25 protein-coding genes are annotated in these 12,736 nt (G+C 31.7%); all 25 read left to right on the forward strand.

Annotated features, from left to right (window positions below; genetic code table 11):
• Nucleotides 1-66 precede the first annotated feature (66 nt).
• Nucleotides 67-375 (forward strand): 30S ribosomal protein S10, encoded by a 309-nt coding sequence (gene rpsJ / locus AABI72_RS03010; protein ID WP_338364514.1) that lies wholly within the window; start codon nucleotides 67-69, stop codon nucleotides 373-375.
• A gap of 7 nt (nucleotides 376-382) precedes the next feature.
• Complete coding sequence (rplC, locus tag AABI72_RS03015; RefSeq protein WP_338364270.1) at nucleotides 383-1,039, forward strand: 50S ribosomal protein L3; 657 nt, start codon at nucleotides 383-385, stop codon at nucleotides 1,037-1,039.
• 19 nt (nucleotides 1,040-1,058) lie between these two features.
• Nucleotides 1,059-1,682 (forward strand): 50S ribosomal protein L4, encoded by a 624-nt coding sequence (gene rplD, locus AABI72_RS03020; protein ID WP_338364271.1) that lies wholly within the window; start codon nucleotides 1,059-1,061, stop codon nucleotides 1,680-1,682.
• Nucleotides 1,679-1,987, forward strand: coding sequence for a 50S ribosomal protein L23 (rplW, locus tag AABI72_RS03025; RefSeq protein WP_338364273.1), 309 nt, complete (start codon nucleotides 1,679-1,681; stop codon nucleotides 1,985-1,987). The genes rplD and rplW overlap by 4 nt, the downstream gene beginning before the upstream one ends.
• A 9-nt stretch (nucleotides 1,988-1,996) precedes the next feature.
• The gene (gene rplB, locus AABI72_RS03030; protein ID WP_338364276.1) at nucleotides 1,997-2,800 is read left to right on the forward strand and encodes a 50S ribosomal protein L2; all 804 of its coding nucleotides are present in this window, start codon (nucleotides 1,997-1,999) and stop codon (nucleotides 2,798-2,800) included.
• A 2-nt stretch (nucleotides 2,801-2,802) separates the two neighbouring features.
• Nucleotides 2,803-3,084 carry a 30S ribosomal protein S19 gene (gene rpsS, locus AABI72_RS03035; RefSeq protein ID WP_338364279.1) on the forward strand — a complete coding sequence of 94 codons (282 nt, stop codon included), beginning with the start codon at nucleotides 2,803-2,805 and terminating at the stop codon, nucleotides 3,082-3,084.
• Nucleotides 3,085-3,086: 2 nt separating this feature from the next.
• Nucleotides 3,087-3,464 (forward strand): 50S ribosomal protein L22, encoded by a 378-nt coding sequence (gene rplV / locus AABI72_RS03040; protein WP_338364282.1) that lies wholly within the window; start codon nucleotides 3,087-3,089, stop codon nucleotides 3,462-3,464.
• Nucleotides 3,448-4,062, forward strand: a complete 615-nt coding sequence (gene rpsC / locus AABI72_RS03045; protein ID WP_338364284.1) for a 30S ribosomal protein S3 — start codon at nucleotides 3,448-3,450, stop codon at nucleotides 4,060-4,062. Before rplV ends, rpsC begins: the two co-directional genes overlap by 17 nt.
• 24 nt (nucleotides 4,063-4,086) lie before the next feature.
• On the forward strand, nucleotides 4,087-4,512 hold the full coding sequence (gene rplP, locus AABI72_RS03050) for a 50S ribosomal protein L16 (RefSeq protein ID WP_338364286.1): 426 nt from the start codon (nucleotides 4,087-4,089) through the stop codon (nucleotides 4,510-4,512).
• On the forward strand, nucleotides 4,512-4,661 hold the full coding sequence (locus tag AABI72_RS03055) for a hypothetical protein (protein ID WP_338364288.1): 150 nt from the start codon (nucleotides 4,512-4,514) through the stop codon (nucleotides 4,659-4,661). The genes rplP and AABI72_RS03055 overlap by 1 nt, the downstream gene beginning before the upstream one ends.
• Nucleotides 4,662-4,669: 8 nt before the next feature.
• On the forward strand, nucleotides 4,670-4,897 hold the full coding sequence (rpsQ, locus tag AABI72_RS03060; RefSeq protein WP_338364290.1) for a 30S ribosomal protein S17: 228 nt from the start codon (nucleotides 4,670-4,672) through the stop codon (nucleotides 4,895-4,897).
• Between the two features lie 19 nt (nucleotides 4,898-4,916).
• Nucleotides 4,917-5,294 (forward strand): 50S ribosomal protein L14, encoded by a 378-nt coding sequence (gene rplN / locus AABI72_RS03065; RefSeq protein WP_338364292.1) that lies wholly within the window; start codon nucleotides 4,917-4,919, stop codon nucleotides 5,292-5,294.
• Nucleotides 5,294-5,659 (forward strand): 50S ribosomal protein L24, encoded by a 366-nt coding sequence (gene rplX, locus AABI72_RS03070; RefSeq protein WP_338364294.1) that lies wholly within the window; start codon nucleotides 5,294-5,296, stop codon nucleotides 5,657-5,659. The genes rplN and rplX overlap by 1 nt, the downstream gene beginning before the upstream one ends.
• Before the next feature lie 11 nt (nucleotides 5,660-5,670).
• Nucleotides 5,671-6,195 carry a 50S ribosomal protein L5 gene (rplE, locus tag AABI72_RS03075; protein WP_338364296.1) on the forward strand — a complete coding sequence of 175 codons (525 nt, stop codon included), beginning with the start codon at nucleotides 5,671-5,673 and terminating at the stop codon, nucleotides 6,193-6,195.
• A 17-nt stretch (nucleotides 6,196-6,212) separates the two neighbouring features.
• Complete coding sequence (gene rpsN, locus AABI72_RS03080) at nucleotides 6,213-6,518, forward strand: 30S ribosomal protein S14 (RefSeq protein WP_338364298.1); 306 nt, start codon at nucleotides 6,213-6,215, stop codon at nucleotides 6,516-6,518.
• 19 nt (nucleotides 6,519-6,537) lie between these two features.
• Nucleotides 6,538-6,942 (forward strand): 30S ribosomal protein S8, encoded by a 405-nt coding sequence (rpsH, locus tag AABI72_RS03085; RefSeq protein WP_338364300.1) that lies wholly within the window; start codon nucleotides 6,538-6,540, stop codon nucleotides 6,940-6,942.
• Nucleotides 6,943-6,951: 9 nt separating this feature from the next.
• Nucleotides 6,952-7,488, forward strand: coding sequence for a 50S ribosomal protein L6 (gene rplF / locus AABI72_RS03090; RefSeq protein ID WP_338364302.1), 537 nt, complete (start codon nucleotides 6,952-6,954; stop codon nucleotides 7,486-7,488).
• A 17-nt stretch (nucleotides 7,489-7,505) separates the two neighbouring features.
• On the forward strand, nucleotides 7,506-7,877 hold the full coding sequence (locus AABI72_RS03095; protein ID WP_338364304.1) for a 50S ribosomal protein L18: 372 nt from the start codon (nucleotides 7,506-7,508) through the stop codon (nucleotides 7,875-7,877).
• Between the two features lie 20 nt (nucleotides 7,878-7,897).
• A complete protein-coding gene (rpsE, locus tag AABI72_RS03100; RefSeq protein WP_338364306.1) occupies nucleotides 7,898-8,419 on the forward strand; it encodes a 30S ribosomal protein S5 in 522 nt (173 codons plus the stop codon).
• A gap of 11 nt (nucleotides 8,420-8,430) precedes the next feature.
• Complete coding sequence (gene rplO / locus AABI72_RS03105; protein ID WP_338364308.1) at nucleotides 8,431-8,901, forward strand: 50S ribosomal protein L15; 471 nt, start codon at nucleotides 8,431-8,433, stop codon at nucleotides 8,899-8,901.
• Nucleotides 8,902-8,907: 6 nt separating this feature from the next.
• A complete protein-coding gene (secY, locus tag AABI72_RS03110; protein ID WP_338364310.1) occupies nucleotides 8,908-10,149 on the forward strand; it encodes a preprotein translocase subunit SecY in 1,242 nt (413 codons plus the stop codon).
• Nucleotides 10,146-10,808, forward strand: a complete 663-nt coding sequence (locus AABI72_RS03115; protein ID WP_338364312.1) for an adenylate kinase family protein — start codon at nucleotides 10,146-10,148, stop codon at nucleotides 10,806-10,808. Before secY ends, AABI72_RS03115 begins: the two co-directional genes overlap by 4 nt.
• 71 nt (nucleotides 10,809-10,879) lie before the next feature.
• The gene (gene rpsM / locus AABI72_RS03120) at nucleotides 10,880-11,233 is read left to right on the forward strand and encodes a 30S ribosomal protein S13 (protein ID WP_338364314.1); all 354 of its coding nucleotides are present in this window, start codon (nucleotides 10,880-10,882) and stop codon (nucleotides 11,231-11,233) included.
• Nucleotides 11,234-11,249: 16 nt separating this feature from the next.
• On the forward strand, nucleotides 11,250-11,645 hold the full coding sequence (gene rpsK, locus AABI72_RS03125) for a 30S ribosomal protein S11 (protein ID WP_410520603.1): 396 nt from the start codon (nucleotides 11,250-11,252) through the stop codon (nucleotides 11,643-11,645).
• A gap of 23 nt (nucleotides 11,646-11,668) precedes the next feature.
• Nucleotides 11,669-12,715 carry a DNA-directed RNA polymerase subunit alpha gene (locus AABI72_RS03130; RefSeq protein WP_338364316.1) on the forward strand — a complete coding sequence of 349 codons (1,047 nt, stop codon included), beginning with the start codon at nucleotides 11,669-11,671 and terminating at the stop codon, nucleotides 12,713-12,715.
• Nucleotides 12,716-12,736: the final 21 nt, after the last annotated feature.

Genomic DNA, 12,736 nt, shown 5'->3' on the forward strand with positions numbered 1-12,736 from the left:
TTAGAGAAAGTGGTATAACAGTTGGTGCTGGTGTTGTTATGGAAATTATTGAATAGGTTATTATTAATGAGTATGGGTTCAATCAGTATTAAATTGCGGTCATTTGATTACAGAATGTTAGATTTCTTTACTAGAAGTATTGTGGAGCGCATATTAAAGACAGGTGCTACAATTAATGGTCCAATACCATTACCATCTAAGCGATCAATAGTGACAGTAAATAGATCTCCACATGTTGACAAGAAATCTCGTGAGCATTTTGCTATCATGATATATAAGCGGTTAATAGTATTGCACAACACAAACCCTCGTACTGTAGAAGTTTTAGCAAGACTAGAGCTTCCTGCTGGTGTTGATGTTCATGTAAAGAGTTAGGTTATTTATGTTGTATAGAGTTGGTTTGTATTGTAAAAAAATAGGATGCAGTGCCATTTACAATGGTAATGGTAATAGGAATTGTGTGACATTACTGCATTTGGAAAGTGCTAAAGTCTTAGAAGTTAAGGAAAGTGATAGTTGGAATATTGTTAATATTGGTTTTGGTATAGTAAAAGCAAAACATTTAACAAAACCAGTTATTGGTTTTTACCAAAAATTGTCTATGCCTTTATGTAAAAAGATAATTAGTTTTAAGACTAATTTTAAACCACCAAAAGTTGGTGATAATTTGAGCGTTGAACATTTTACTGTTGGTCAATTTGTTGATGTTTCTGGTGTATCTATAGGTAAAGGATTTGCAGGTGTAATGAAAAGGCATAATTTTTCTGGTCTTTCTGCATCACATGGTGTTTCTATTTCACACAGATCTCATGGATCAACAGGACAGTGTCAAGATCCAGGACGTGTAGCAAAAGGTAAAAAGATGGCTGGTCATATGGGTAATAGTAGAGTGACTGTGCAAAGTCTACATTTATTGAATGTTGATTTAAAAAATGGATTACTTGTAATTAAAGGTGCAGTTCCAGGAGCAAAAAATTCTTATGTTATTGTGCAAGATGCAATAAAGAAACAAAGTATATTTTCTGAAGCTGCAGTATAGTTTAGTCTAGGAGTTTAATATGGTAAAAATTGCTGTGTTTTCATTGGCCAATGGGGCTAAAAAAGGTGATTATGATTTGGAGCCTGGTGTTTTTGATGCACCATATCGTCCAGATATTTTAAAAATGGTTATTGATTGGCAGTTAGCCAAGCGTAGGGCTGGTACACATAGTTCGCGTACTATTAGTCAAGTTAGTGGTACAACTGCAAAACCCCATAGACAAAAAGGCACTGGAAGAGCACGACAAGGTAGTTTGCGTTCCCCACAGTTTCGTGGTGGTGCTGTAATATTTGGCCCAATTGTCAGGGATCATGGGTATAGTATTAATAAAAAAGTAAGAAAATTTGCATTAAAATCAGCTTTATCATATAAAGCACAAGCTCAACAATTGATTATTTTTGATGATATTGCAGAAATTTCATCAAAAACACGTGACTTACAAAGTATTTTGTGTAAAATATGTTCTAAGTCTATCCTAATAGTGGATAGTTTAATAAATGATGACTTGAAAAGATCATCACGTAATTTAAAACATGTAGATGTTTTGCCTGCTGTGGGAATAAATCCATATGACATTATGAAGCATCAAATTATTGCTATAGGCATGCAAGCTGCAAAAGAAATAGAGAGTAGACTTTTATGAGCTTTATAAATAATGAAGATGTTGGTTGGTATTATGATGTGATACAATCTATTGTGCTTACAGAGAAGTCCACAAGATTAAAAGAATCAGAAAATAAACTAACCATCAATGTTGCACGAAAATTTTCTAAGAAACAGATAAGATATGCATTTGAAAAAATATTTAACATAAAAGTATTAGATTTAAATATTTTAAATATTAAAGGAAAAAGTGTTAACTTTAAGGGCTTTAGAGGTAAAAAAATAGATATAAAGAAAGCTATTTTAACAATACCTAATGCTAAAAATTTTGAGTTTAATTTATAGAGTTTATTTATGCCAATAAAAACTTACAATCCTATAACACCAGGAACGCGGCATTTAGCACTAGTTGATAAATCTTCTTTATATTCTGGATCACCATGCAAGAGCTTAACAACTGGTTTTGCAAAAAAAGGTGGGCGTAATAATCGTGGTGTGATTACAGTGCGTTCAATTGGTGGGGGTAGTAAAAGAAAATATCGTAAAATTAATTTCAAACTTTCTAGATATACTGGAAATGCTGAAGTTTTAAGAATAGAATATGATCCAAACAGAAGTGCTTTTATAGCATTGGTTAAACTTGATACTGGTGAGTTGAATTATATTTTAGCTTCATCAAAAATGAAATCAGGTGACATTATATCAATAGGCAAAGATGCTGAAGCCAAAAATGGAAATACAATGCAACTTAAAGATATTCCTTTAGGTTTCAGCATATTTGCTATTGAAATTAAACCAAAAGCTGGTGCTCAATTAGTGAGAGCAGCTGGTGGTTATGCAACATTAGTTGCTAAAGATGCTGGTAAAGCTTTAGTTAGACTACACTCAGGTGTATCTATGTATTTAAATGCATCTTGTTTTGCAACAATAGGTACTGTTTCTAACTCAGATAAATATAATATTTCTCTTGGGAAAGCAGGAAGATCTAGAATAATGGGTAAACGTCCTAAAGTGCGTGGTGTAGCAATGAATCCAGTTGATCATCCTCATGGTGGTGGAGAAGGTAAAACTGGCACTGGTGGTCCTCCTGTAACACCTTGGGGTAAATTAACAAAAGGTGCTAAAACAGTCATTAAAAAGAAGAAGAAAAAGGGGTAATTATGGCTAGACGTTCTGTTTGGAAGGGTCCATACGTTGATCATTCTTTGATTAAAATAATTAAATCACATATTGCTAACAATAAAGGTACAAAGATGATCAAAACTGATTCTCGGCGTTCAACAATAATTCCAGCGTTTGTAGGATATGTATTTGGTGTACACAATGGTAAAAAATATATACCAGTTTCTGTGTCTGAAGATATGGTAGGGTGTAAATTTGGTGAATTTTCTCCAACTAGAACTTACTATGGACATGCTGTAGATAAGAAGAAGGGTAGATAGATATGACTCAAGTATCCAATGCATCTTATATTGCAAAACAAAGAGTTGTTTATGCAACTCCATATAAATTGAATTTAGTTGCATCATTGATTAGAAATCAAAAAGTTGATTTAGCTATAAACCAACTGAAATTATCTAGAAAACATGCTGCTCTAGAGATGTTGAATGTCTTGCAAGCTGCTGTTGCTAATGCTGAGCATAATTTCAATGCTGATTTTGATACATTATATATTGACTCTGTTTTGATTGGCAAATCGCATGTACTAAAACGTTTTTTTCCACGTGCCCGTGGTCGTGCTGGAAAAATTTTAAAAATACGTTCTAATTTAACAATAAAACTAAAAGCAAAATTAAGAGGGAGAGATGGGTCAAAAGGTTAATCCAAAAGGATTTAGATTGATCTTGAACAGAGATTGGGATTCAATTTGGCATGTTGATAAAGATAAATATATTATTAATTTACATGAAGATATTAAAATAAGAAGTTTTATAAATAAAACATTTAAACATGCATTGGTTAATAGAGTTGTCATAAAACGTCAATCTAATATAGTTGTAAATATACATGCTGTTAGAGCAGGTGTTATTATTGGCAAAAATGGTGCTGATATAGAAAAAGCTTCTCAATATGTCCGTAAAATTACTAATATTAAAGATGTTGATATTAATGTTGTAGAAATAAAAAAACCAGAATTATGTGCAAGATTAATAGCTGCTAATATAACACAACAGCTAGAGAAGCGTGTTTCTTTTAGAAAGGCAATGAAGCGTGCAGTTACATCCAGTTTACGTTTTGGTGTTAAGGGTATTAAGATTAGTTGTTCTGGTAGACTTGGTGGTGCTGAAATAGCTCGTACTGAATGGTATAAAGAAGGTAGAATGCCCTTGCATACCTTGAGAGCAAACATTGATTATGCATTAGTAGAAGCTCATACTGTGTATGGTATAATTGGGACAAAAGTTTGGGTATATAGTTAATTAATTATTTGAGGAGTATTAGAAATGTTTGAGCCATCCAAATATAAATTTCGAAAAGCTTTTAAAGGAAGGCTTCAAGGTAATTCTATGGTTGGCAACACAGTGGCATTTGGTTCAGTTGCTTTAAAAGCCTCTGAATGTTGCAGAATGAATGGTAGGCAAATTGAATCTGCTAGGAAAACTATTAATAGATTTTTGAAAAGACGTGGTAAGCTTTGGATTAGGATTTTCCCTAATGTTCCTGTGACAAAAAAACCTACTGATGTGCGTATGGGTAAAGGTAAAGGTTCTGTAGAATTTTGGATATTTCGTATTAAACCAGGTAGAGTTCTCTTTGAACTTGAAGGTATACCAAGAAGTCAAGCTAGAATTGCTTTAGAGAAAGCTGCAACTAAATTACCTATAAAATGTAAAATTGTTATAAACAATTATGGAGGTATTAGACATTGATGGAAAAAAATACTATTTCTAAGCTTAAGAAAGAAATTTTGAACTATAAGGAAAATTTATTAAAAATTCGCTTGCAATCTTCTAAAGGAAAAACTAATCTTATTAAGAAAAAAATAGCTCGTATTTTAACAAAATTAAATAATAGTTAGGTTACTTAATGGTAAGAAGAATTATTAAAGGTAGAGTAATTAGCATAAAACATTCTTCCATTGCTAAAATATGTTTTATGTCTGGTTGTTTTAATTCAAAAGTAAAAAAACATATAACTCATAAGTCTTTTGTGAGAGCTAGATTTGCTTCCAATCAAGATGTTAGGGTTGGTGATATGGTTTTAGTACAGGAAGTGCCTCCTATATCTAAAACATTATTTTGGCATGTAGTATAGATAATAATATGGTGATATTATGATAAATATTCGTTCTGTGCTTCAATGTACTGATAATTCTGGTGCTGCACTATTAAGATGTATAGGTATCCCAGGTGGTACAGGTAAAAGGTGTGCAAAAGTTGGTGATGTTATAGTTGTATCTGTTACTTCAATAATATCAAAAAGAGCATCTGGTATAGTAAAAATTAAGAAAGGAATGGTACATAGGGCGGTAATTGTTAGAGCTGCTAAAAAATTAGTACGCACAGATGGTAGTACAGTTTCATTTGATGCTAATGCTGCAGTTCTTGTTAACAAGCAATTTGAACCTATGGCAACTAGATTATTTGGACCTGTTGATAGGATTGTAAGACGTTATGGTAAAATTTTTTCTATGGCTAAAGAGGTAATTTAATGGTAATGCACAATAATCATGTTGTTTATAGCAACAGAAAGCACAAAATCATTAAAGGTGATACTGTGATGGTTTGTGTTGGTAAGGATAAAGGGAAAATAGGTAAAGTTTTGAAAGTTAAGATTTCTAAAAAAATAAATTCAATTAAATTGCTTATAGAAGGTTGTGCTATCTCTACTAAACACATTAAGCCCACACAAAATTCACCTGGCAGAATAGAGCATAAAGAATCTTATATAGATATATCTAATGTTGCTTTTTATAGTAAAGATGCATCAATGTGCACAAAGATTGGCTATAGAATTATTGATGGTACAAAGCAAAGATTTGCTAAAGCATTTAACAAAGTTATAATAGATAATTAAAGGTTTAAGTTGTGTTGAAAGAGCTATATTGCAATGAAATAAGAGATCATTTAATTAAGAAATTTTCCTATACTAATATTATGAAAGTGCCAAAGATATCTAAAATATCTATAAATGTTGGCCTAGGAATTGCAGAAAAAGGAATTATAGATAGTGTAGTAAAAGATATTGCTTTAATTACTGCACAAAAACCAATAATTGTTAGAGCTCGTAAGTCTGTTTCTAACTTTAAATTAAGAGAAGGTATGCCAGTAGGAGTAAAGGTTACATTACGTCGTACCTTGATGTATTGTTTTTTGGAAAGATTATTATATATTGCTTTACCAAGAAGCAGAGATTTTAAAGGATTGCGCAAAACAAGTTTTGATGGAAATGGTAATTTTTCCTTTGGAATTAAAGAGCATATTATTTTTCCAGAGGTTGATTATGATTCTGGAAAAATTTATGGTATGGATTTGACAATAGAAACAACAGCAACTACCAATGAAGAATCTTTGGAATTACTTTCAAAGATTGGTTTTCCTTTTGTTAATTAGTATAAGGAGTTTATTAAATGGCGAAAATAAGTATGATACAGAAGAACAACAAACGAGGAGCTTGTGTAATGAAACACAAGAAAAATCGTTTGCTTTTGAAAAAGGCATTGAAAAATAAAAATCTTTCTTTAAATGAGCGTTTTGAGCTTCATGCCAAGCTTGTTAAGCTACCTCGTGATTCTAGCAGAACCAGGGTTAGAAATAGATGTATAGTTACAGGTCGTCCAAGAGGTTATATAAGAAAGTTTGCTATGTCCAGAATAGTTTTTAGAAAAATGGCTCTAGAGGGCATGTTACCTGGTGTTGTAAAACATGGTTATTAGTTAGATTAATAGGTTTATTATGTCTCTGTCAGATAGTTTTGGTGATTTTATAACAAGATTGCGCAATGGATACATGGCTGGTAAAAGCTATGCTTATGTGCTGCATTCTAAAATGAATAGTAATGCATTAGCAGTTTTGAAAAAAGAAGGTTTTATAGATGATTTTATTACAATGAAGATTAATCCTGCTGATAAATTTCCAGTTATAAAGGTTTTTTTGAAATATAATGGCAATGATGCTGCTATTGTTGAGATAAAAAGAATTTCAAAGCCTGGTCGTAGAGTTTATTCTTCAATAAAAGATATTAAACCAATATACAATGGTTTTGGTATGTATCTTTTATCTACTGTTAAAGGCATTATTACAAATCATGCAGCTAAAGAGCTAAATGTTGGTGGTGAAGTATTATGTTCTGTTTTTTAAGGTAGTTGTATGTCTCGTGTTGGTATTAAAGAAATTGTTGTTCCAGATACTGTAAATGTTGAAATTAATGATTCTGTAGCAAAATTTTCAGGATCATTAGGTGCTTTGGAAGTGCCTTTGCCAAAATTTTTAAAATGTATTTTTAATGATAAAAAGTTATCAATCATACCTCAATCCAATACCGGAAGAAATACATATAGGAATTTTTGGGGGTTGTATAGAAGTCTTTTGAATAATGCTGTTCATGGTGTTAGTAATGGATTTACTGCTAAGGTAAGAATTAATGGTGTTGGATATCGTGCATCTGTAAATGGTGATTTGTTGACTATAAATTTAGGTTTTAGTCATCCAATATGTATTGAAATATTACAAGGGCTGACTGTAAAATTGGAAAATCCTACAATAATAATTATTCAAGGAGTTGATAAACAAATAGTTTCTATGATGGCAGCAAGAATTAGATCATTAAAATCACCAGAACCATATAAAGGCAAAGGTATCATAGTTAATGAAGAGTTTATACTGCGCAAAGAGGGAAAGCGTTAATTATAATTAGGTTATTTATGTTGAAGAAAACAAGAAGATTAAGATGTAAAAATCGTGTTAGATTTAAGCTGAGTCAAAGAATAAATGATAGAAACAGATTGTCTATTTGTAAAACAAATAAGCATATTTATGTTCAGTTAATTAATGATTCTATTGCACATACATTAGCTGCTGCATCAACGCAAGAAAAATTGTTTGCAGAGAAATATAAAGGATCTATTAATAAGAGCAATAAAATGGCTGCAAAGCTTCTTGCAGAAATGTTGTTACAAAGAGTTAAAAATAACAAGATTTCAATGGATGTTGTTTTTGATCGTAGGCATCACAAATATTGTGGTGTAGTTAAAGAATTTGCTAGTTCAGCAAGGTCTTTTGGTTTAAGATTTTAATTATTAGGAGCATGGTTTAAGTGAGTAAAAATTTTAACAAACATAACCAAGATATTGTAGATATCATAGCCTCTGTAAGAAGAGTAACTAAAGTTGTTAAGGGTGGCTCAAGATTTTCATTTTCTATATTAGTTGTTGTGGGAGATAAAAAAGGCAAGGTTGGTTTTGCAAGTGCCAAGGATCGTGAGCTAAATGATGCAAAAAATAAAGCTATAAAATTAGCTAGAAAAAATATGTTTCATGTACCATTACGCTCTGGTAAAACATTACACCATGACATATTAACAAGATATTGTTCAGCATCTGTTTTATTGCGTTCGGCAAAGTTAGGTACAGGAATAATTGCTGGTGGTGCTATGCGTCATATTTTTGAATGTTTGGGCATTCAGGATATTGTTGCAAAATCTTTGCGTTCCAGTGATCCATATAATATGATAACTGCAACTATGCTTGGATTAAAATCAATATCAACTCCTCGTGCTATAGCTGAACGTCGTGGCATTAGGTTTGGTGTTTTATTGTCACGTAGAGAAAATATTTAGCAGGAGTGTTTATGTTATTACCACACAATGTTTCAATTTCATTAGCCAATAGAAAAAAAAAGAAAAGGGTTGGCAGAGGTATGTCTTCAGGTAAAGGAAAAACTTGTGGCAGAGGGACAAAAGGCCAGAAGGCTAGAACTGGTGTGTCTATTCATGGCTTTGAAGGTGGGCAAAATCCACTGTATACAACATTGCCAAAGCGTGGTTTCGTTTCATTTTCTAAGAATAAATTTGTGATTGTGACTCTTAAATCTATAGAAGCTGCAATAAAGAAAAAAACGCTTGATACTAATAATAGTAGCACTAATAATACTATTGACTTGGAAGCATTGTATAATGCAGGACTTATTTCAAATAAAAAAAATAAGATAAAATTATTAGCTAATGGTGGTTTAAAGATTAGAAATTTACGTTTTAAACTAGATGCATACTCTGCTAGTGCTAAAAATATTGTGTTGAATGCTGGTGGTGAGTTACTTTAGGTTTTTATGTTTGATAGTCAGTTGTCTTTTTTAATAAGACGTATTCTATTTACTATTTTTGCTATTTTAATATACAGAATAGGGATTTATATTCCATTACCATATGGTTCTGTATTAACTGAGAAAATGTTAAGTTTTTTTAACATGTTTAATTTGTTTTCTGGCGGAACTTTATCTAAAGGTTCTATTTTTTCCTTGAATATTATGCCATACATTGTTTCATCAATAGTAAGCCAACTATTTTTATCTAATTCTAAAAATGATGATTCTAGTCAATCTACATCTAAAAATAAATTTAAAATTCGTTTGCTAACAATGTGCCTAGCCTTTTTGCAGGCATCATTTTTGGTTTTTTCATCAAATATAGCATTTAAAATATTTTCATTGCCATTAATTATTAATTTATTAACTTTAGTTGCTGGCTCCCTCTTGTTAATGTGGTTAGGTGAATTGATTACACTGCATGGCATAGGAAATGGTATATCTTTGATAATTTTTGTAGGAATTGTTGCTGAAGTACCTGTAGTTGTCATGAAAAATTTTAAGGCACTTTCTGCCTCTGCAATAACATTGGAACAATTTTTATTTTCTTTATCTATTGTTGTATGTTTAATTTTCTTTATAGTTTTTATAGAATCTTCAATGCGCAATATACCAGTAAATTATTTAAAACAAAAACCAGGCATGAAAACACTTTCTGGTGCAAAATCTTACATACCATTGCGTATTAATACTGCTGGTGTTATTCCGCCAATTTTTGCTAATGCTGTTTTAATGTTCCCCTTAACCATTCTTGGCTTTTACCATTCTAAAAATACTACTATAAGTATAATTACTGGATTGTTTGCACCTGGTAAGTTTTTATATGAATTATTGTATATATTGTTAATAGTTTTTTTCTGTTTTTTTTATACTTTTATTGTTTTTGATCCGGATAAAGCTGCTGCAACTATAAAAAAAAGCGGTGGTGTAGTTTTTGGCTATAGGCCAGGTGTTGATACTAGTGCTTTTTTACGTGCAGTTGTTGGAAAATTGACAGTTATTGGTGCTTTTTATATTGTTGTAATATGTATGTCAACTGAAATTATGAGAATAGCAAATATGCCATCATTTATAATTGGTGGAACAAGTCTTTTAATAGTTGTTGGTGTTGTAATAGATACAATAGCACAAATGCAAGTATACCTTTTTTCTGGGCAATATGGTAAAATATCCAAAAAGACTGGATTGAGAAGGAGGGGGGGTTGAGAAACTTTATTTTAATTGGCCTTCCAGCATCTGGCAAAGGAACTCAGGCAACCTTTATTGCTACTCAATACCCTGAAATTAGACTCTTATCAATGGGTAATTTATTGAGAAATGAAGTCAGAAATTCTACTGAGCTGGGTTCTTTGATTCAAAAATCAATGCTCTCTGGTTCATTAATAAATTCTGAGCATATTAATAGCTTAGCTGAACAGTTTTTAGCTAAAGAACAAGTCAATATGTTTTTATATGATGGCTACCCTAGAACTGTTTCTCAAGCTGTGTTTTTGAATGATTTGTTGAATAATAAATATAAATCAGAGATTACAGCTGTTTTTTATATGAACATTCCATCAGAGATAGTTTTTGATAGAATGCTTGGCAGGTTAAATTGTAGAGATTGTGGTGCTGTATTTAATTTGAAATCTAACCCTCCAAAACAAGATGGGCTATGCGATGTTTGTGGTTCTATGAATTTATTTATAAGGCCTGATGATGCTAGACATATTGTTGAAAAAAGAGTTGCTAAGGCTCAGACTAATAATAATGAGCTATTGGATTTTTACAGATCATCTAATATAAAAATTATTGATATAGATGCTACCAATGATATTGTTCATGTTTCAGCTGCATTAAAGTATAGCATCAATCTTTTTCATTAAACAAATGTTGACAATTTGTCTTATTATGTTATCTTATATAATGTTTTGATAATTATCATTAAAAGAATTTTATGCGTATAGCTGGTGTAACTATTCCATCTGCAAAAAAAGTAAGAATATCATTGTGTTATGTGTATGGCATAGGCTCATATAAAGCATTACAAATATGTAAACAGGCGGGTATTGATGCAGAAAAAAGAGTTAAAGACTTGCTTGATGATGAAGTGTCTAGAATTATTGAAGCTACTAAAAATCACACAATAGAAGGTGATTTACGTACTTCTGTTATGATGAATATACGTTCTCTTTGTGCAATTGGTTGTTATCGTGGTCAAAGGCATAAAAGAGGCCTTCCCGTTAGAGGTCAAAGAACACATACTAATGCAAAAACAAGTAAAAAACTTTTGAAGTCATTCAAGAAATAAAATGAGGTTTGATTAGGTGGCTACTGCTAATTCTATTGCTAATAAAAAAAAGAAGAAAAATAAAACTTGTGCTGCTGCTGGTGTAGTACATGTTTTGTCAACTTTTAACAATAGTATTATAACAATTACTGATGTACAAGGAAATGTTATAGCTTGGTGTTCAGCTGGCATGAGTGGTTTTAAAGGAGCACGAAAGTCTACTGCATATGCTGCACAAGTTGCTGTTGGTAAAGTTGCTCAAATGGTGCATGATATGGGCATGAAAACAGTTACAGTTATTGTTCGTGGCCCTGGATCTGGCAGAGAAGCAGCAATTCGTGCAGTTCATGGTTATTTTGATATATTGGCTGTTAAATATGAAGTTTTAATGCCATTTAATGGCTGCCGTCCACCAAAAAGACGTAGGGTATAGTTTTATAAAAATTTGAGGTTGTGGTGAGTCTTGATGCTTTAACCATTGTGAAGCCATCTACTTTTGATATAGAAATTGATTCTAATAATAAGAATTTGGCACATTTTGTGGTAAACCCACTAGAAAGAGGCTTTGGTGTAACTTTAGGAAATTCTCTTAGAAGAGTTTTATTATCTTCACTTTCTGGTGATGCTATTGTTTCTTGTACTATTGATGGTGTATCTCATGAGTTTTCAGTAATTGCAGGTGTTAAAGAAGATGTTTGTAATATAATTTTAAACTTAAAAAATATTACATTAATGTTAGCAGCTGGTCTTACTTCAAAATCAATATCTGTTAAAGTTGTAGGGCCAGTTATATTAAAAGCTGGAGACTTGGAAATTGATGATGATATTACAGTATTGAATAAAGATTCTACTATTTGTTCAATAGAGCGTGAAATTGATTTTTCTTTGCATATTGAAGTTAAAAAAGGCAAAGGATATCTTCCAGCTAGATTAGCTAAAATTGATGACACCTTTACACTGGAAGGTCTTGGCTGTATGTTGATTGATGCATCTTTTTCTCCAATTATATCTGTAACATATGATGTCCAACCTAGTGGTTCGGCAATTTATGATAAAGATAAGTTAACTTTAACACTTGAAACAAATGGCACAATAGATCCTAAAAAAGCATTGGGTATTGCAGCTTCAATTCTACGTAACCAGATGGAAGTATTTATTGATACTACTATATTGATTGATGACCAGATAGAACCTATGGCTGTAGAAGAAAAGAATAGCAATGAATTGCCATTCAATAAATATTTATTATGCAAAATAGAAGATCTGGAACTGTCTGTACGTTCACAGAATTGTCTTAAATGTGAAGATGTGGTATATGTTGGTGATCTTGTTCAGAAAACAGAGGCCGAAATGCTGAAAACACCAAATTTTGGTAAAAAATCCTTAAATGAAATTAAACAAGTGTTAATGGGCATGGGTTTGTCTCTTGGAATGAAGATTGCTGAATGGCCACCAGAAAATTTAAGCGTTTTGTCTAAAAATATGAGTGATTCATCTTATTGATTATTTTGAAGGTATTTGACT

Source organism: Candidatus Xenohaliotis californiensis, assembly GCF_963930935.1.
GTDB classification, from domain to species: Bacteria; Pseudomonadota; Alphaproteobacteria; order Rickettsiales; family CAWVOK01; genus Xenohaliotis; species Xenohaliotis californiensis.

Excerpts from the sequence above, each read along its gene's own strand:
- rplP (WP_338364286.1), top strand. The coding sequence starts at position 4,087 with ATGTTTGAGCCATCCAAATATAAATTTCGAAAAGCTTTTAAAGGAAGG.
- rpsN (WP_338364298.1), top strand. The coding sequence starts at position 6,213 with ATGGCGAAAATAAGTATGATACAGAAGAACAACAAACGAGGAGCTTGT.
- rpsC (WP_338364284.1), top strand. The coding sequence starts at position 3,448 with ATGGGTCAAAAGGTTAATCCAAAAGGATTTAGATTGATCTTGAACAGA.
- rplB (WP_338364276.1), top strand. The coding sequence starts at position 1,997 with ATGCCAATAAAAACTTACAATCCTATAACACCAGGAACGCGGCATTTA.
- AABI72_RS03095 (WP_338364304.1), top strand. The coding sequence starts at position 7,506 with ATGTTGAAGAAAACAAGAAGATTAAGATGTAAAAATCGTGTTAGATTT.
- rplD (WP_338364271.1), top strand. The coding sequence starts at position 1,059 with ATGGTAAAAATTGCTGTGTTTTCATTGGCCAATGGGGCTAAAAAAGGT.
- rplO (WP_338364308.1), top strand. The coding sequence starts at position 8,431 with ATGTTATTACCACACAATGTTTCAATTTCATTAGCCAATAGAAAAAAA.
- rpsJ (WP_338364514.1), top strand. The coding sequence starts at position 67 with ATGAGTATGGGTTCAATCAGTATTAAATTGCGGTCATTTGATTACAGA.
- rpsM (WP_338364314.1), top strand. The coding sequence starts at position 10,880 with ATGCGTATAGCTGGTGTAACTATTCCATCTGCAAAAAAAGTAAGAATA.
- rplX (WP_338364294.1), top strand. The coding sequence starts at position 5,294 with ATGGTAATGCACAATAATCATGTTGTTTATAGCAACAGAAAGCACAAA.
- secY (WP_338364310.1), top strand. The coding sequence starts at position 8,908 with ATGTTTGATAGTCAGTTGTCTTTTTTAATAAGACGTATTCTATTTACT.
- AABI72_RS03055 (WP_338364288.1), top strand. The coding sequence starts at position 4,512 with ATGGAAAAAAATACTATTTCTAAGCTTAAGAAAGAAATTTTGAACTAT.
- rplC (WP_338364270.1), top strand. The coding sequence starts at position 383 with ATGTTGTATAGAGTTGGTTTGTATTGTAAAAAAATAGGATGCAGTGCC.
- rpsQ (WP_338364290.1), top strand. The coding sequence starts at position 4,670 with ATGGTAAGAAGAATTATTAAAGGTAGAGTAATTAGCATAAAACATTCT.
- rplV (WP_338364282.1), top strand. The coding sequence starts at position 3,087 with ATGACTCAAGTATCCAATGCATCTTATATTGCAAAACAAAGAGTTGTT.
- rplN (WP_338364292.1), top strand. The coding sequence starts at position 4,917 with ATGATAAATATTCGTTCTGTGCTTCAATGTACTGATAATTCTGGTGCT.
- rpsH (WP_338364300.1), top strand. The coding sequence starts at position 6,538 with ATGTCTCTGTCAGATAGTTTTGGTGATTTTATAACAAGATTGCGCAAT.
- rplF (WP_338364302.1), top strand. The coding sequence starts at position 6,952 with ATGTCTCGTGTTGGTATTAAAGAAATTGTTGTTCCAGATACTGTAAAT.
- rplW (WP_338364273.1), top strand. The coding sequence starts at position 1,679 with ATGAGCTTTATAAATAATGAAGATGTTGGTTGGTATTATGATGTGATA.
- rpsS (WP_338364279.1), top strand. The coding sequence starts at position 2,803 with ATGGCTAGACGTTCTGTTTGGAAGGGTCCATACGTTGATCATTCTTTG.